The sequence below is a fragment of the Bacillus sp. UNC125MFCrub1.1 genome, assembly GCF_000701305.1.
Taxonomy (GTDB): domain Bacteria; phylum Bacillota; class Bacilli; order Bacillales; family Bacillaceae; genus Bacillus; species Bacillus altitudinis.
On sequence record NZ_JNIG01000009.1, the window covers coordinates 521,234 to 539,511 of the forward strand.

14 protein-coding genes are annotated in these 18,278 nt (G+C 41.4%); 2 read left to right on the forward strand and 12 right to left on the reverse strand.

Annotation, left to right across the window (positions count from 1 at the left end; genetic code table 11):
* Window positions 1-178: 178 nt before the first annotated feature.
* The 3 genes from N521_RS02915 to tagD form a co-directional block, all read right to left on the reverse strand.
* Window positions 179-2,449, reverse strand: a complete 2,271-nt coding sequence (locus N521_RS02915; RefSeq protein ID WP_017359982.1) for a CDP-glycerol glycerophosphotransferase family protein — start codon at window positions 2,447-2,449, stop codon at window positions 179-181.
* A 47-nt stretch (window positions 2,450-2,496) separates the two neighbouring features.
* Window positions 2,497-3,963: an alpha-glucosyltransferase N-terminal domain-containing protein gene (locus N521_RS02920; RefSeq protein ID WP_035389701.1), complete on the reverse strand. Its 1,467-nt coding sequence runs from the start codon at window positions 3,961-3,963 to the stop codon at window positions 2,497-2,499.
* Between the two features lie 97 nt (window positions 3,964-4,060).
* On the reverse strand, window positions 4,061-4,450 hold the full coding sequence (gene tagD / locus N521_RS02925) for a glycerol-3-phosphate cytidylyltransferase (protein WP_008343212.1): 390 nt from the start codon (window positions 4,448-4,450) through the stop codon (window positions 4,061-4,063).
* Window positions 4,451-4,820: 370 nt separating this feature from the next.
* On the opposite strand from tagD, the gene N521_RS02930 reads away from it, so the two are divergent.
* Together N521_RS02930 and N521_RS02935 are read left to right on the forward strand one after the other, a co-directional pair.
* The gene (locus N521_RS02930) at window positions 4,821-5,591 is read left to right on the forward strand and encodes a WecB/TagA/CpsF family glycosyltransferase (RefSeq protein ID WP_024719265.1); all 771 of its coding nucleotides are present in this window, start codon (window positions 4,821-4,823) and stop codon (window positions 5,589-5,591) included.
* An 11-nt stretch (window positions 5,592-5,602) separates the two neighbouring features.
* Complete coding sequence (locus N521_RS02935; protein ID WP_081832168.1) at window positions 5,603-6,790, forward strand: CDP-glycerol glycerophosphotransferase family protein; 1,188 nt, start codon at window positions 5,603-5,605, stop codon at window positions 6,788-6,790.
* A 17-nt stretch (window positions 6,791-6,807) separates the two neighbouring features.
* Here the strand turns inward: N521_RS02935 and N521_RS02940 are convergent, their stop codons facing one another.
* The 9 genes from N521_RS02940 to N521_RS02980 form a co-directional block, all read right to left on the reverse strand.
* The gene (locus N521_RS02940; RefSeq protein ID WP_035389704.1) at window positions 6,808-9,438 is read right to left on the reverse strand and encodes an N-acetylglucosaminidase; all 2,631 of its coding nucleotides are present in this window, start codon (window positions 9,436-9,438) and stop codon (window positions 6,808-6,810) included.
* Window positions 9,439-9,562: 124 nt separating this feature from the next.
* Complete coding sequence (manA, locus tag N521_RS02945; RefSeq protein WP_007499909.1) at window positions 9,563-10,513, reverse strand: mannose-6-phosphate isomerase, class I; 951 nt, start codon at window positions 10,511-10,513, stop codon at window positions 9,563-9,565.
* Between the two features lie 147 nt (window positions 10,514-10,660).
* Window positions 10,661-11,482, reverse strand: coding sequence for a carbohydrate ABC transporter permease (locus tag N521_RS02950; protein WP_008343219.1), 822 nt, complete (start codon window positions 11,480-11,482; stop codon window positions 10,661-10,663).
* A complete protein-coding gene (locus N521_RS02955) occupies window positions 11,479-12,450 on the reverse strand; it encodes a carbohydrate ABC transporter permease (protein ID WP_024719268.1) in 972 nt (323 codons plus the stop codon). Before N521_RS02955 ends, N521_RS02950 begins: the two co-directional genes overlap by 4 nt.
* A 58-nt stretch (window positions 12,451-12,508) precedes the next feature.
* Window positions 12,509-13,777, reverse strand: coding sequence for an ABC transporter substrate-binding protein (locus tag N521_RS02960; protein ID WP_035389707.1), 1,269 nt, complete (start codon window positions 13,775-13,777; stop codon window positions 12,509-12,511).
* A gap of 99 nt (window positions 13,778-13,876) precedes the next feature.
* Entirely contained in the window at window positions 13,877-15,298 is a 1,422-nt protein-coding gene (locus N521_RS02965; RefSeq protein ID WP_035389709.1) for a response regulator transcription factor, read from the reverse strand.
* The gene (locus tag N521_RS02970) at window positions 15,292-16,734 is read right to left on the reverse strand and encodes a sensor histidine kinase (RefSeq protein WP_035389711.1); all 1,443 of its coding nucleotides are present in this window, start codon (window positions 16,732-16,734) and stop codon (window positions 15,292-15,294) included. Before N521_RS02970 ends, N521_RS02965 begins: the two co-directional genes overlap by 7 nt.
* Window positions 16,731-17,732, reverse strand: a complete 1,002-nt coding sequence (locus tag N521_RS02975) for a sugar-binding protein (RefSeq protein ID WP_035389713.1) — start codon at window positions 17,730-17,732, stop codon at window positions 16,731-16,733. The genes N521_RS02970 and N521_RS02975 overlap by 4 nt, the downstream gene beginning before the upstream one ends.
* A gap of 70 nt (window positions 17,733-17,802) precedes the next feature.
* The gene (locus tag N521_RS02980) at window positions 17,803-18,258 is read right to left on the reverse strand and encodes a GNAT family N-acetyltransferase (RefSeq protein ID WP_035389715.1); all 456 of its coding nucleotides are present in this window, start codon (window positions 18,256-18,258) and stop codon (window positions 17,803-17,805) included.
* Between the last annotated feature and the right edge of the window lie 20 nt (window positions 18,259-18,278).

Below are 18,278 nucleotides of genomic sequence, written 5' to 3' on the forward strand. Positions count from 1 at the left end.
GCACCTCTATATTATTTTCAGCATATTTACAATACCGGATAATCTTATCTAAATTTAGCATGTTTACTGTTAAATTTCTATGTTTTTTTATTTTTACCATTACTTTTAAATATGTGTACAATGGAATAAAAAAAACAAAAAAGTACCGTTCTACATGAGAGGAACGGTACTTTTTTTACTATTTTTCAGAAAACACTACTTCCACCACACGCTTCGATGACTCTCCGCTCTCTAGGTAGCAGAATTTTTCATAAAACGGCGTAAATGAAGGTGGTAATGTAAATGTCGGCTGTTCTGTTTCTCTTACCCATTCAATCACGCGTGATGTTTCTTTTACAAGTGGTCCTGGTGCTTCTTGTTCAAAGTCGAAGTAGAATCCTCTGAGCTTGTCACGATATGTTTCGATGTCTGGTACATAGAACAGCATCGGACGTTTAAGGTTTGCATAATCAAAGAACACGGAAGAGTAATCTGTAATGAGTAGGTCGGAAATCATATAAAGGTCTCGAATGTCTTCGTAATGAGAGAAGTCATAGGCAAAGCCTTCATATGGTCCGAGATCAAAGTTTTCCGCTACTAAATAGTGCATACGAAGGATGATGATATATTCTTCTCCGATAGATGCTCGTAGCTCATGCAGATCAAGGTCTAAATCAAATTTGTACTGCCCTTTTTTATAAAATTGATCGTCTCTCCATGTCGGTGCATATAAAATCAATTTTTTATCAAGCGGCAAGTTCATTTTTTGTTTGAGCGCTCTCATTGTTTCTTCATTGTTTTGATTGTGAAGGAAATCATTTCTCGGATATCCTGACTCAATCATGGTCTTTTGGAATTGGAACGCACGGGTAAAAATTTCGGTCGAGTATGCATTAGGAGAAATCAGATAATCCCAATTCGATGCTTCTTTCGTGAAATTCTTTTTGTACTTCTTCGTGTTTGTTCCAGGCATATGCACTTCGTCCATGTCCATCGCCAGTCGTTTTAATGGCGTGCCGTGCCATGTTTGTAAGTATTGGGTGTGTTCTGGTTTTGGAACCCATAGCGGCAAACGACTGTTTACGACCCAATACTCAGCTCTTGCCATTGCAAAAATCCATTTCAATGACAGACGATTGATATAGTAGATGCCTTTTTCTTTAAATGGTGCTTCATGACCTTTTTTAACACTCCAGATCAGCGTATATTCAGGGTGATTTTCTTTCATATATTCATAAATAGCACGCGGGTTACAGCTGAATTGTTTCCCATTAAAGCTCTCAAAAATAACGGTTTTCTTTTTGACAGACAGTTTACTCGCCAGTGTAAAGGTCGTTTGGAAAGTACTTGTCACAAGGCGATTGCGAACTTTTTTAATCTTACCCACTTGCTTCTTGAATTTCTTCCACTTGCTTTTTACGTAGTACTTAGCACGTGTCTTCATGGTGTAATCATTAATTCGGATGCCTAAAGTTTGTCTTTTTTTCTTTCTGTACACTTCATATCGAATCGGTACATCGTTTCTTTTATGAATTTGAACAAGTCCTTTGAGTTTGTTTGAACGATCTCCAAGCACTAAAGAAGTTGTTGTTAACGTTTCTTCCACTCCGTTAACATCGCAAATAAACTCAAAATAGAAGCGATAGACAAACCGTTTGTTTAAGGAATAAGTTAACTCCTCTAAAGGAACTTCTGCTGAAAATTGATACAGTTGTGGTGTTTGATGGTCGTCACGATATTGAATGACTTCATCTTTTTTATGTGTCATCTTGACAGGAAAACGATGCTCAACTGGTTCCTCACCATTTTTCTTCAATAGAAGCTTTACTTCTTTGATCTGATAAGGATGCTCTGCACTTAGAACGCCTGCATACCCAGATAAAGATAGCGTGCATTCTTTGTTGAGCTCGATATGATGGAATTTCACAACTTTGAGCTCCCGTTTGATTTTCAATGAAGCATTGCCTTTGTCTGTACGATATGGAATAACATACAACAGCGCTTCTTTATTTTCTAAAAATGTCAGCTCTGGCGTTTCAATTTCCATTTTCAAACGACGTTTATAATATGGTGTTTTTTCTTCTATTTCGGAAGTCGCGCTGGTATCCGCTTCTTTTGCGTCTTCATCCTCTTCTTCCGAATCAGAATCATAGGCTGAGTCTTCGAGCTCGTCTTCGTCCTCTTCTTTGTTTGCGCTCAGATAGTCGGTGACATATAAGTTGTATGTCTGGCCTTGCTCTAACGCAAGCGGAAGCGATGCTTCACTCAGTACCAATTTGAATAGATTCTCTTCTTGATGAACAAGCGGGAGGAATAGTTCTTGTTTTGAGACCCTTTCCCTCATAAACAGATAAAACTCTCTATCTGCTAATGGCATGTCATCGTAGATGCGAACGAGCATTTCCAATTTTTCATGATGATTTTTTAAACCTTCAACGACACTCTTCTTATGGATTCCCTCTTCAATCATTAATCGTTAATCTCCTCTGTTCAAAAATCTTACCGTTATTTGTATCATTATTTTACTTTCCAAGAATAGTTCCCCTGTTTCGTTTGATACGACCAACCATCAATTGAAGATGGTTTATTGGTAAGGAGCTCTCCCTCTACTTCTAGACGTTGCAAAACTTCTTGAAGTTCTTCTGTTTTAAAGCGGATGTAAAAATCCACAAATTTTGTTTGGTTGGTTTCGATGTTTTTCTTTGTTTGAAAATGACCAATTGGGAAACTGACTTGATCATTCTCATCAATTGTTTGAGAAATGATTTTAGCTCCATTCACTCGATCATATCCTGCAAAATCAATTTCCACATGATCCGCTTGGCTCATTTCGTCTGTCATCTTAAGCTGAAGATGAAGAACATGGTGTTCAGAGCTAAGATCATGCAGCACCCATTTCGTGCGATCCACGATCTTTCTCAGCTCATCTTTACGTATACGGTTTTCCAGCATCTGATGAAGTACTGTTTTCCAAGCTGACATTTCATCAGAAGGCACATGGTAGAAATAAGTTTGTTCTCCTAAAACCTTCTCAACATCTTCTTTATGCTTAGTATCGCCAAAGAAGACGGCATCCACTTGCTGTTTTCTTATTTGTTTGAATAATTCTCCATATTGAGAATTGATATGGTGCGGATTTTCCTCATAATGGGCTTCATGCACAAAAGCAGCATAATAAGTTGATTCCGGTTGATCTATTTTAAACAAATGGCGGTCCTGGTCCCGGTCCTCTGTGACCATCAGTTTTAACCGGTCATTTTGTAATTGAATGCTGGATAGCCATTGTTGTTTTATATCCGTCTTCTTTGTAAATGTTTGAATTCCTGTTTTTTTATACCAATTAATGTGACGGACTGGATTCTTTTTTGCATCACCAGCATAGATGATCTCCATAAAAATGCTGCCATCGTCCTTGATCAATTCTTCTAAATAGAGAGCACCTGTATGAGGAACAAAGCTTTGAACTCTGCGTAAAGCTCCCTGCCAATTGTATTCTTCTCTCTTCACTAATTGCTGCTCTTCATTATATTGATCAATCATACAGATTGGGGAAGAAGGCAGTTCATATCTCGTCACCTGAATGGTCGATGTATCTGCCGGGATAACTGCTTCATTGATGGATTGAGGTACTTCACCCGCAATAAACTCCGAATAATACCTTTTACTTCCGCTCTCTGGCAGAATGTAATGTTCAAATACATTCAGGATGTCAATTTGAGGATGAAAGGTCTCCTCCAAGCGGCGAATACGTTCCTTCACATTTACATCGAAATTCAAAGTTAACATCGCAGTACGTTTATGTTTCTCAGCCAATGGCTCTATTCTTGCTTTTAAAGACTTCGTTAAGCCGTCTTCCTCATTTGGTACGTCACCTACAATAAAGTAGTAGTCCATGTCAGGAATTTCAACTAATGTCATCGTTTCATTTTGTTCAGGTTGATCCAATGTATCTTCAACTTTTTTCTTCATCCAATTTTGAAACAAAGGAAGCTCTCCTTAAAAATCATGATAACTTGCTCATTGTATTTTACATGAAAAAGCACTTCTCACCAAAAGATAAGAAGTACTTTTTTTCGATCTATTAAAGTCCCGCAATTTCTTCCTTAATTTGAGTTGTCGAGATACCTTCTGTTCTCTTCAAGTAAACGACTTCGCAATGCTCTTTCAAGAAATCGAATTTACCTTCCCAGTCATCTCCCATGACAAAGACATCAATGTCATGCTCTTGTACATCGCGGACTTTTTGATCCCAGCTGTTTTCTGGAATGACTTCGTCTACATAACGAATGGTTTCTAAAATCAGCTTTCGATGCTCGTAGCTATGATAAGCCTTTTTGGATTTTTGTAAATTAAATTCATCTGTCGAGATGGCTACCACTAAGTAATCTCCAAGCTGCTTTGCACGCTCTAGCAGCTTAATGTGCCCCCAGTGTAATAAATCAAATGTACCGTAAGTAATAACTTTCTTCATTGCAAACATAAACTCCTTTCTTCATTCCTTATTCGACTGCTTCAAGCAGTAATGTTTATCCGTAATCCTATTATCTTCGATCGTGTTTTTCGCTCTTCGGAACCTCATTATATCACAGCGCCTAACAAACGTTAAGCAGATGTAAAGACAAACTATTTCCAATTTAATGGGCACGGAACGTAAAGTCCGAAAAATCAATGTTTTATGAAGCACCTTCCATATGAAGTTATCAAAATGTCACGAAATTTAAAGGATTGTAAAGTTATTGTTAATATTTCATGGAGCAACTGTGATAAAATGATGAGTAGGCGAAGAATGAATTTACAATGAACGTTTCATAGATAACAAAATGAAAAAGGAGGTCTGAACAATGCAAACAGAAGTGGTCTCTAACCTTTCTTATGTTAATGGTGACTTAGATGAATTTATTAGCTATATCAACCAGCATCATATTTCCCAGAGAAGAGGCGCCATGATTGCGACAGTGAATCCAGAGATCGGCTATGCTGTCATGAAGGATGATGCATATCATCAAGTGGTTTCTTCCGCGGATTATGTACTGCCGGATGGTGTAGGTGTTGTGTTGATGTCACGCATGACGCAAAGTCCATTGAAATCAAGAATTGCAGGTTTTGATGTGTTCATGTCTATGCTTGATCTCGCAAACAAGCAATCTAAAAGTATCTTTTTATATGGGGCGAAAAAAGAAGTGCTCGAGGCTGTCAAACAGCGAATTGATACGGAATATCCGAATGTGGTGATTGCAGGCAGCTGTGATGGTTATCAAGCGGATAAACGATTTGTGGCAAAACAAATTGCTCGTTCAAAAGCAGATATGGTGTTTGTTGCTTTAGGTTATCCAAACCAAGAGAACTTTATTTATGAATACCGTCATTTGTTCCCGCAAGCTGTTTGCATCGGTTTAGGTGGAAGCTTTGATGTATTTAGCGGAACGGTGAAGCGTGCACCACGCTGGATGATTAAAACAAATACGGAATGGCTGTACAGACTCATTGTCAATCCGTGGAGATGGAAACGAATGCTGAATATCCCAAAGTACGCTTTTGCCGTATTAAAAGAAAACAAAGGGAAAAAGCGCTACTATCCTGAGCAAGTAAAAGATCAGACGAAGCAGCTGTGAGAGACTGATACATGATGAATATACACTCAATGATCATCTCATGCTATGCAGCTTTTGTTTCTTTTGCTGGATGGCTCATGAGCGGCGTGAAACCTCGTGATAATCAGGTGACGCTGCTTGTTTCATTCCAAGAGAATGCAGCTGCTCTCATTGATACTTATCAACAACAGGCGAATATGACAATGAAGCTCACTGTCCTCTATACGAAGCATGCTTCCGTGATAGAAAAGGACGTGCCTCATGTGTCATTTCGCTATTTTCATGAAAAAAATCCCTTTCATCTCATTCAATGTATCTATACGATGCTAAAAAGCAAAGTTGTCGTCACAGATAATTATTTTCTGATGACAAGTGTGCTAAGAAATAGACCTTCTACCACTTGTATTCAAGTGTGGCACGCCAATGGTGCTTTGAAAAAGTTCGGTCTTGAAGACGCTTCAAATCATCACCGTAGTTCTCGTGATCTGCAGCGTTTCAAGCGGGTCTATGCGTCTTTCGATTATATCGTTACTGGCTCAGATCACATGCGCGAGATTTTCAAAACTTCATTTGGCGTCAACGACGATCGTTTTTTGCCAACAGGTGTCCCCTTCACAGATGCGTACTATGATGAGCGCCCTATTTCCTTTCAGACGGATATTTTTCCAAAAGGCAAAAAAGTGCTGCTGTATGCGCCGACCTACCGGGACTTTGCAATGGACGGTCTTGTCTTACCTTTTTCTAAAGAACAATTGCAGAGAGAGCTGAATGGTGACTATATCCTGCTCGTCAAACTTCATCCTGCAGTGAAACACCTAGCCAAAGCAGAAACAGATGGTGAGTGGATATTTGATGTGTCCGATCAGCCGCTCTTTCCATTGCTCTCTGTATGCGATGTCCTGATTACAGATTATTCGTCCATTGTGTTTGAATATGCGCTGCTCCAAAAGCCTGTGCTGTTCTTCACTTACGATCTAGAGACTTATCGCACAAAACGCGGCTTAGTCGAACGTTATGAAGACATCATTCCAGGAAAGGCTTGCGTCACTCAAGATATGCTCTTAACGGAGCTTAAGGGGCTAAACGAATCAACCAATCAAGACTTATTGAAAACCTTTGCTGAGGAATGGAACCAATATTCAAAAGGGAAATCAAGTCAGCAGCTTCTTTCCTTTATTGAACATCAGCTCTTACACAAAAAACGTCCGGCTTCTCATTAAGAAGCACGGACGTTTTTTTATTTGTTATACACGGGGATATCATAATACAGCGTATAGTTATCAAGTAAGTTATACAAACTATACATACGAGTGACCTGTTTAGAAGCCCAGCCAATATCTGTTGCATATTGGTGAGTGGCTGTCGCAGACCAGCGCATTTTATAAATGGTATCTTGTTTGTATGTGGCATTATTGATGTAGCTGTTGCCAATGAATTTTGCCCCGCCAATAATGGCTGCCTCTGGTGTGAACCATTGCTGTTCATACGCATATTTTGCTCCGAGATAATTCGGGTTACTGTCATATGCACCAATGCCATACATGTTATATACTTTTTTCCCATTAAACATCGTACCATTCGCTAAAATGGAATTTCCGTTACCTGTTTCAAGCAGCGCATGAGAAATGAGATAAATTTCGTTAATATGATACGTTTTCGCTGCTGTGATAAAGGCTTGTCCTTTTCCGGCAAGAATACCTTTCCCTGCTAAAATCTTCGTATTCACTTCAGTCGGATTGAGATTTGCAGCTTCAGAGAGTTTGAGAAATTGAAAATAAGATTGAGTGCCCTCTGTGATATTCGCTGGGTCTACATATTTTAATACTTCTGCTGAACTAGCATTTCTCCAGCCGAGGCTAATCTTGATCCAGTTGCCTTCTTTTCCAAGCTGCTTCACTTTTGTCCCTTTGTTCAGCTGTGCGACGATGTTGCTAGCCGAACTTGAATCAGGTGTAGAACGTACATTTAGCCCGTCTGTATTCACTGTGGACGTCGCTGGGTCTACATATGTCGCATAGACATAGGCTGCACCATCTGTCTGCGGTGACACCTTCATTTGTTTGTTTACCATCTCATTGACTGTGAGGTTATAATTCGTCTGCATCACCATTGGACCATTTTTGATTTTGGTCGCAGTGGCTGTCCAGCCGTATTGGCTTTTCACAAAAGCAATGGCCGCATTCGCATTTGGTAACCCTGTAAACTGCTGTGTGATGTTGATTTTATATGCCGGTTTTGTCGTTGTTGTATAAGTAGCTGGTTCATTTCGCTTTTTGAAGAATGTCATGCCTTGATCTCTTAACGTAGCAGTCGAAATGACCCCTGTTTTGATCTGATATTGACCATAATCAGTTGCTCCCGTTTTTTGAGCGGCTGCTTTCATTTTTTGTTTGGTTAAATAACTTAAGGCTTGATTCAGTTTTGTCTGATTCACTGTCGCCTCTGTCGTAATACGGTATTGCTTAACAGCTTCTGTTAATGTTTTTGTACTGCTGGCAACTCCATTTTTCTTGATGATCTCTTGCGCTTGCTTTACTTTGCTTTGATCATATACAGGGGTTGTCATTAGGCTGTATGCTTTACTGACGGCTTGTCCCTTGCCTGTTGTGATGCTGCTTGTCACCTTTTGTGCTTTTAAGTATGCAGCACCTTTATTTACTTTTGTCTGATCTGTTGCTTGATTCACAACAAGTCGATACGTGCTGTCAGATGCTTTGCCTGTTTTTTTCGTTGTGGCGGATACTTTTTTCTTTTGGAAAAATGCCGTTGCTTTTTTCGCTTGATCATCGCCCAAAAGATTCCCAGTCACTACTTGATATGGCTGTGTAGAGGAGATCTTTTTAGATGTATAGCGCCATTTCTTTTTCTTGAAAAAGGCAACTGTTTTTGCGTAAGTTGTGTCATTTAATTGATTGAGCTTTACGATATAATTTTTCGTTTTTCCTACTCGCTGCACAGTACCTGACGCACCAGCTTGTTTCTTAATCTGAGCCGCCGCTGAGGCTGCTTGCTTACTGTCTTTGAAATAGCCTGATTCCATGCTATATACATTTTTAACAGCTCCAGCCTTCTGAATCTTTCCGCTGATTTTCGCTTCTTTTTGCAGCTGGGTCAGAAGGGTTTGCGCTTTAGACTGATTCGTTTGTGCAGCAGATGTGACGATGTAATACGGTTTGCCTGCTGCTACCGTTTGGAGTACTGCTTTTAAACCAGATTCCTTTTGAAAACCTTGCAGGATGGTATTTGCCTTACTCTGTCCGACCATATTGCCTGAGATCAGCTGATACACGGTGCCAGCTTTGTTTTCGGTTTGATATGTACTAGTGACTCCAGCCTGTTTTTGTAGTTCGGTTTGAATATTTTTGACTTTCGTTTCAGAATCAATGGCTCCTGATATGACCTGATATGATGGTCTGCTTTGATTGATAGCTTCATACGTGCTATTGAGTCCTGATGTTTTCGTCAGCTCGAGCGTCAGTTTTTTCGCCTGACTTTCATCGTTGATTGGATCAGATACGATTTTCTGTAAAGGAAGGCGGTCACCTACTGGAGACACCGTACTGCTCATGCCTAACTCTTTTTTTAATGCAGCGGCACTTGCACTCGCTGCTGCTTGTGAGTCATATCCTGAGGCAGTCAGTTGATAAGTCGATGTATTTCCTGACGTTTGATAAGTGGCTGTCCACTTCTTATCCTTTTTCAACGTGTCAACCGCTTTTTTCACTTCTGCTTCTGTTGTAAATACTTTTGAGGTGCTAATCGTATAAATGGATTGATCGACATAGGAGGCTGCTTGCGCTTCTTTGCCTGTGTGTAATGTCATACCAAAGGCAGCTGCGAGTAACATAATCTTGATGGTTTTTTTCACGGTCCCTGTCCCTCTCTTAACTTTGCATAATAGTCTACTAATCTCTTTATCGACAAAAACAAGTCTCTTTCAAGTCCTTTATGCAATAGAAAAATAGAGGACTCCCTCGAAGTCCTCTTTATCTTTATATATGTGACACAATCAGTTCACAAGATCCTTCAATGGTGAAGTTCCCAGTTTCAGCCGGCAGGATAAAATGAGCTCCTTTTGGTAGCGGATATGTATGTCCATTATGCTCTAAGGACCCTTCCCCATTAATAACGCTGCACAGCAAAAACGGATAATCTTGCGATAGCTCTACTTTTTGATCAATTTCCCATTTATACACAGAGAAATATTCTGCCTCTACAAATGTTCTAATGGTCACCCCTGGACGAGTTTCTACTGATTCATCTGCATAACCGTCTACATGAGGAACCGTGGTAACATCAATAGCCTGCGTGAAGTGAAGTTCACGTTCATGGCCATTTTGGTCTTTTCGTTCATAATCATACACCCGATAGGTCGTATCTGAACTTTGCTGCGTTTCAAGAACCAGTGTGCCTTCACATAGCGCATGAATGGTACCGCTTGGCACATAATAAAAATCGCCCGGCTTAATTTTCACTCGCCGCAAAAGGCCTTCCCAATCTCCGCTGTTCATCATGGTCACAAGCTCAGTTCTCGTCCTTGCATTATGACCATAGATCATTTCTGCGCCTTCTTTGCAGTCAATGATATACCAGCACTCTGTTTTCCCAAGCTCGCCATTTTCATGTCTTTCCGCATAATCATCATCTGGATGAACTTGAACGGATAAATCTTGGTTTGCATCTAAAATTTTGGTTAAGAGCGGGAAGCGATCGCCTTCTATTCCCCCAAACAATTCTCTGTGATTGTCCCATAGTTCGATCAGCGTTTTCCCTTTATATGGACCGTCTTGCACGACACTTGGTCCGTTTGGATGAGCAGAAATTGCCCAGCATTCTCCCGTTTGATCAGAAGGAATATCATAGCCAAATTGATCCCTTAAGGCTGTACCTCCCCATATTCTCTCCTTCAATTCAGGCAGTAAAAAAATTGGTGACTGCTTCATTCAGGATGACTCCTCCCTTTGCTACCCTTTGATAATCCTTGCCTAGCATGATGAAAACTAGCAAGTCTCAACTTTTATTATGACGCTATCTAAAGAGAAGTCAATCCTTTCAGTACACCGAATGAAAACGATAACAAGAAAATCAATTTACCCTTTGACAGAGCCTGCAAGAAGCCCTTTCACAAAGTATTTTCCGAGTAGAATATAGACCAAAAGTGTCGGCAGCGCAGCCAAGATGGCACCTGCCATTTGAACATTCCATTGCACAATTTGACTGCCTGATAAATTTTGCAACGCAACCATGACCGGCTGATTCTCTGCCGTGGTCATAGTAACCGCAAATAGAAACTCATTCCACACATTTGTGAACTGCCAAATGGCAACCACAACAAACCCTGTGATGGAAAGTGGCAGAATCATATGTCTGAAGATCCCGATAAATCCGGCCCCATCCATCTTCGCTGATTCAATCATTTCATCAGGAATGCTCACGTAGAAATTGCGGAACATGAGTGTTGTAATTGGCAGGCCATATACGACATGGACAAGCACAAGTCCCGGAATAGAGTTATACAAGCCGATTTCACGTAAAAATTGAATAAGTGGAATGAGGATACTTTGGTATGGAATAAACATACCGAACAACATGAAGGTAAACACCACTTCTGATCCTTTAAAGCGCCATTTAGACAGCACATAGCCATTCATCGCACCTAATACAGCTGACAATAAGGTAGCAGGAATGACTAGATAAAGAGAGTTCATTAAATTGGGTGATAACTTTTCAAAAGCGATTTTGTAGCTTGAGAAATCTAGTGTAGATGGAAGCGACCACATTCGCTCAAGGGTCACTTCACCTAATGGCTTTAAGCTTGTGACGAGCATGACATAAACAGGCATGAGAAAAAACAAACTGCACAGTATTAATAAAGCATAAAGAACTGGACGGACAAACCCTCTTGCGGTCATGATGAAGCCCCCTTCCGGCTAGACAGGAGATACGGCACGATAAAGACCGCAACAGAAATCAGCATAACGATCGCAATGGCGGCACCACCTGCATAATGGTTTCCTCTAAAGGTCATTTCAAACATATAAACACCTGGCACATCGGTGACAAAGTTCGCACCTGGTCCTGTCATCGAGTAAATCAAATCGAAGATCTTTAAAGAAATATGTGCCATAATAATGACGACACTCGCTGTGATTGGTTTTAACAGCGGGAAAATGATTTTCCAGTAGATTTGCCACTCGGTTGCGCCATCCATTCTAGCAGCCTCTCTCACTTCCTCTGGAATGCCTCTAAGACCAGCCAAATACATCGCAAGTGAGAACCCTGTCATCTGCCACACAGCAGCGATGACAACTGCAATCATTGCTGCCGGTACACCAAACTCAATTTTCCCCCAGACAAATCCAGCTAAAATGTTCGTATCCGTGTACCACTTGGGCTGGATGCCGAGAGTTTTTAAAAACAGATTCACCCCAGTTGATGGATTTAGGATCCATTGCCACACAACACCTGTGACAACAAAAGAAAGGGCCATCGGAAAGAAAAAGAGATTCCGAAAAAGTGATTCCCCCTTGATCTTCTGGTCTAGTAAAATGGCCAGTACAAGCCCAGAAGCAATGACTGCTCCAATAAAGAATAATGTAAAAAAGACCGTGTTTCGAAGATCTGACTGAAAGCGAAAATCTTGAAACAGCATGACATAATTTTTCATACCTGCGAAAGAAAAATCAGGAACAAGCGAGGTCCAGTTCGATAATGAAACATATCCTGTCCAGCCAATAAATCCATAAACAAAAATGAATAATAAAACAGCTGACGGTGCTAAAAATAGCAGGGCAAGCAGCTGGTCTCCATTCCATTTTTTCCGAACACGTTTCACTTTTGCTGCTGGTGTTTTTGTGATCGGCGATGTGTCCATGCGCATGAAGCTACACTCCTTTTTTTAAAAAAGAGGCGGTGCCTAACGGCCGCCTCTTTCATCTTTATTTCATTGAATCTTTTAAAGAAGAAACGAACTGGCTGCTGTCTTTTTGTGTCACAAAAATATTGACGGCTTGGTTCGCCTTCGTGACAAAACCTTCTTCAGCAGCTGAGCCATGCGCAAGAGACGGTGCCAGCTTTGACTCTTTAAACGCCTTCATTGCTGATTTTCCGTATTCATCATATTTCGATACGTCTGCATCCACACGTGCCGGTATTGACCCTTTCAGCGGATTAAACGCATCCTGTCCTTCCACAGATCCTAAGACAGATAAGAATTTTTTTACGTTTTCTGGCTGTTTGACACCCTTCGGCAGTCCGAATGTATCCGTGATAACCATAAAGCTACCCTCCGTACCAGGAGTTGCCACGTATCCAAAGTCTTTATTTACCTTCAAATCTAGATCATTTACAAAGTATCCTTTTGCCCAGTCGCCCATGACATTCATTGCAGCTTCCCCTTTTGCCACGAGCTGTGAGGCATCCTGCCAGTTACGCGAGCTATGATCGTCGTTGACGTATTCGAGCATACGTCCAAAGATGTCTGCCGCTTCCTTCACTTTTGCATCATCCATTTTTAAGTCGCCCGCCCAAAGTTTTTGATAGTCATCTGCACCTAGTACACCTAGAAGAACGCTTTCAAACAAATGAGTCGCTGCCCAAGGTTCTTTATCCCCAAGCGCAAGTGGAGTAATCCCTTTTTTCTTTAAGGCATCGGCTGTTTTGAAAAATTCATCAAACGTCGTTGGCGGTTCTAAGCCCTGATCTTCAAATACTTTTTTGTTATACCAAAGCACATTGCCTCTATGAATATTCACTGGAACGGAATAGATTTTCCCGTCTTTGCTCACAAGGTCAATCAGTGATTCTGGAAATTTATCCTTCCAGCCTTCTTTCTCATAAAGGTCATCCAGCGGCTCCATTTTACCTGCGGCTACCCAGCTCTCATTCAGCTCTGCTCCCCCGTGTACTTGGAAAGTAGCTGGCGGATCATCTCCTTGCATCCGGCTTGTTAGAACAGCCTTTGCATTCGTACCAGCGCCACCAGCGACAGCTGCATTTTCAATTGGAATGTCTTTATTTTTCTCTTCAAACAATTGAATGAGTGCCTTCAGCCCGTCTTCCTCACCTGCACCAGTCCACCAAGAGAAAATTTCTAGTTTCTCCGCTCCGCCCTCTTTTTTTGCATCTGAGTTCGTCGATGAACTGCAAGCAGAGACGACCAGCATACAGAGTGCCAATAAAGTAAAGCCTAATTTAAACTTCATCATGGATCCCCCATCTCTATTTTGTAAGCGTTATCAAAATAAGTATACTGGCAGATCCTTGCCTTTTTTCAGGCAAACTTCTTCACTTTTTTATGAAATTCTTCATTTTTTTACGACCTGTTTTCGATATTCCTTCGGTGAACAGCCAATCATTTTTTTAAACACACGACTGACGTAATTTGGATCAGTATATCCAGCTTGATAGGTGATTTCTTTTAAACTAAGCGAACTCTCTTTCAGTAGCTTCTTCATTTTATCCATCCTACAGATCGTCACATATTCTTTAAACGTCAGACCTGTCTCATCTTTAAAGCGTTTGGTGAAATACGTCGGGCTTAAATCAACATAGGCGGCCGTTTGCTCCAGCGTAATATGTTCGCAAAAATGTGTTTGAATGTATCGTTTCGCCCGTTCTATATCATTCACCGTCTGGGTTCTTGCTTCATACAGATCAAATAAATGTTCACAGCATTGGCGGCATTCTGTTTCTGTGGTGATAGCTAGAATCGGCACATCTGCACGAAGTCGTGATTTGAGTAAAATGAGCAGCTCTTTCACATGAGAAATGGTTGCCCCTTCTAATTGGAAGGCATCATAGTAAGCAAGAGCATCATCTCTTCTCCCTTCTTCTAGTGCCAGCATCATGTCATCGGCAAGCTCAGGCAAGTTGATCAATACGTAAGGTTGTCTATCTGTATAGTAAAAGCCATAACGAACCGCACCGTCATCTTTTTTTCGCTGATAATAGGAAAGCTTCGCTTCTGCCGCACTTTTCTGAAGTTGAAGTGGATTTGAGACAGGATGACCCATGCCAACAATGACAGGGGAATGCCGTTCGCTTGTCATAGCAGCGCGAATGGCTTGCAGTACATTCGCCTTTAGATGACCAGGTGATTGACGGCTGTAAATCAAGCATGTAAACAGCTCACCGCTCACTTTGATAGGCACTGCTTGAAAAAGAGCAGACTCCTGCAAATGATTCAGGAGTTGATCCCCACCTGTCCGCTGAACAGCGATCACTAGACCTGCTTGAAAATCATGAAACAGCCGCTCAAACGCTGTGGAGGAATAAGATTGACCGTTTAACACATGAGCTTCCAGCCATTTTGACTGCTGATTGACTTTCTCCGCCTGCCGCAGGGAGACCTCCTGCTGAATTTCTGCCGCAACAGAACGAATCGCTGTAATGGTTTCGTCTTTATCAGCTGGTTTGACAAGGTATTGTTTGACCCCTTCCTGCATGGCTTGCTTGGCATAATCAAACGTATCGTAGGCTGTCAGCATAATAAATTTAGTATGAGGACAGCTTGCTTTGATCTGTTTGATCGCTGTGAGTCCATCCATGCCTGGCATTTGAATATCCATGAGCACAAGGTCAATTGGCTTAGACCGCGCCAATTCCACCGCCTTTTTTCCATTCGCAGCTTCCCCTGCAATATGACAGTCTGGCAGCCATTCGGTCATGAACTTACGCATCGCCATTCGTTCAATTTTTTCATCATCCACAATCAGCACGTTCAGCATGCTCGTTCCTCCTTGATTGGTATTGTCAATTGAATAGTGGTCCCTTCGTTTGGCTTTGAATCAATTTGAAGGGCATCCTGCACTCCGTAAAACAAACGCAGCCTCGACATCACATTTCGAAGTCCAATTCCTGTCGAGTGACCTTTACTACGTGTGTCTGAAAGATCTTCTTCCTCTTGCGATAGCAATCTCTTTTTCTCTTGATCACTGATGCCAAGTCCATTATCCCGAATCCGAATCATGACAAAGCCATCATCTCGATCAATAGAGAGCTCTACAAGCCCACCCTCCTCTTTTGGTTCTACCCCATGAATAAAGGCATTTTCGACAAGCGGCTGCAATGTAAGGCTCGGAATGTGAACAGATAGACACGACTCATCTATGGTCGTTTTGCATGTAATACGATCGGAAAATCTTGTTTCTTGTATATGAAAATATTCTTTTACCACTTTCACTTCTTGTTCTAACGTAACAGATGCGCTGAGAGGAGATAGCGAATACCGCATCAGCGTAGAAACGGATTGTATCAATCTCGATGTCGCATCAGCTGATTCTAAGTACGCCATACGTGAAACGATGTTTAATGTATTAAATAAAAAATGTGGATTCATTTGGTTTTGTAGTGTTTTCAGCTTCATGTCTTTAATTTTCTGATCTAAAGCGGCCTTTTGTTTCATCTCTTCAATCATGACCTTCATCTCTCGCCGCATTCGCTCAAAGGCATGATTTAACACAGAGATTTCGTCCTTTGATGACACATGCAAATTCGGACCATCAAAATTTCCTTCTGATACTTCTTTGGCACTTCGAGACAGATGAACGATCGGTCTTGAAATTCCACCCGCAATGATATAGGCCATCCATAAAGCGATGCCTATCGATAATGTAAACAGACATAGAGTAAAAAGCGCATACGTTTGATGTCTTTTTTGAAGGGATTGGTAGAGTACTTGATACTCAGATAATTCATCATCCAAAAGAGTCATTGTCTGTTCTTGGATATAAGAGGACACGGTTCTTACTTCCTTCACACCTGCAGCATATTCTTTGATTTTCCCTTTTTTGACATGATTCATTGTCGCATCACTTTCGTTTATGAGCGTCCGCATCATATATTGATATTTTTCAATGGAGGGGATGGCGGCATGAAGCCCTGCATCTTTGAGTAATGCTTGGTCATATGATGTCATTTTCTGTTTTGATTCAGCATAGCCCTTGGCAAACGCCTGATCCTTTTCGATGGCAAAGGCGTTGACCTTTTCATACATCGTTTTTGCCTCTGTCGAAATATCATTCAGCAGGAGAAAGGAACGAAAGCTCTTGCTATATTCTGATGTGATTTTTGAACTGCTCCAATACACAAAAAAAGCGGCCACATTGCCAAGGAGCACAAGAATTAAAAAAGCCAATAATAACTTACTTCGAATTCTCTTCATGGCTGAACCCCCTGTGGTCTTTCCGTTTGATGAAGGGGCAGGTCTCCTCGCCGAATCACACTCGTCCCTGTGTACTGCAGCGGTTCTTGTTTATCCCCTTGTTGCAAACGAACAAGAGATTCAACCGCTTGATAGCCCATTTCATAAGGGTGCTGTACAACCACTGCATCAATTTCCCCATCATCCAGCGCTTGAATCGTATCAGGCAGAGTATCAAATGCGAGCACATAAACATCTTTAGACGAATGATATTGCTCTGTTGCTTGAATAATGCCGACACCGTCTAATGCACTTGTTCCATAAAATGCGGTGAGCTGCGTATGATCATTTAACAATTTATACGCAGCACCGGAAGCACCTGATTTCGTAATCGCCGACTCTTCTATTCCAGCAATATGAATGCGTTTCTCACCAGAAACGGCATCTCGAAACCCCTTCACGCGAAGCTTCTGGTGAATCGCATCAAGCCGTCCCGTCACAATGCCCACATACTGTTCACCTTTTGTATCGGCGATGAGTGCCTGTCCGGCGATAAAGCCAGAATAATAGTTATCTGTTCCGACATACACTTGACGCTTGCTCCCCTCTGCATCGGTATCGACTGTGACGACATCTATACCTTTCTCTCTTGCTTTTTGAAAGAGCGGTTTGTATCTCTTTGCATCAAGTCCTTGCGTCATAATGCCATCCACATGACCAGCAATCGCCATATCAATGGTTTTCAGGTGATCATCCAAATCAGCCTGCTTTGGACCTAGGTATTCAAGATACACCCGATGAACTTCCGCCGCATCAGCAGCTCCCTTTTGCACCAATTGCCAATATTCATTATCAAGTTCCTCCGGTACAAGAACAAAGTGATATTGGTAAGTTGATACCGCCTCATCGGAAGCGCTTTCAATTTTAACTAAATCTTGACCTAATACAGATAAAAAAAGAACAGATACGACACAAAATGTGAGAAATGCGCCTATTCCGAACAACTTCGACCTTTTCATTCACATCCGCCTCCTTCCATTGTTGCCGCATAAAAAAAGAGCTGCTTATAAAAGCATACTCTCTCGACCTCTATAATTCCTTTGTCATAAATAAACTGTTTGGATCTTCTTGGTATGAACCAAAAGGCGGACAATATTGAAATCCAAAGCTCTCATATAATCTTCTTGCTGGTTCAAAGAAAGCAATCGCACCTGTTTCAAGGCTGACTCTTTTATACCCCCGCCGCTTCGCCTCTTGGAGAAGGTGGGTCAACAGATGCTTCGCCACGCCTTTTCGCATATGGGCTGCTGCCGTCCTCATCGATTTGAGTTCACCATGTTCACTCGATAGCTCCTTGATGGCTCCGCAGCCAAGAAGCACCTCGCCATCCCTTGCACTCCATACTGTGACATCTTGTTTTTTCAGATCGTCTAACGGAAGGGCATGAATGCTTTCTGGCGGTGAATGTTTTTTCATCTCTTCTAAATGAGCTTGAATCAATTGTTCAATTTGACCATCTTTTAGTTCATCTTGTTGAATGTACATATCGACCTCTCCTTTATGCT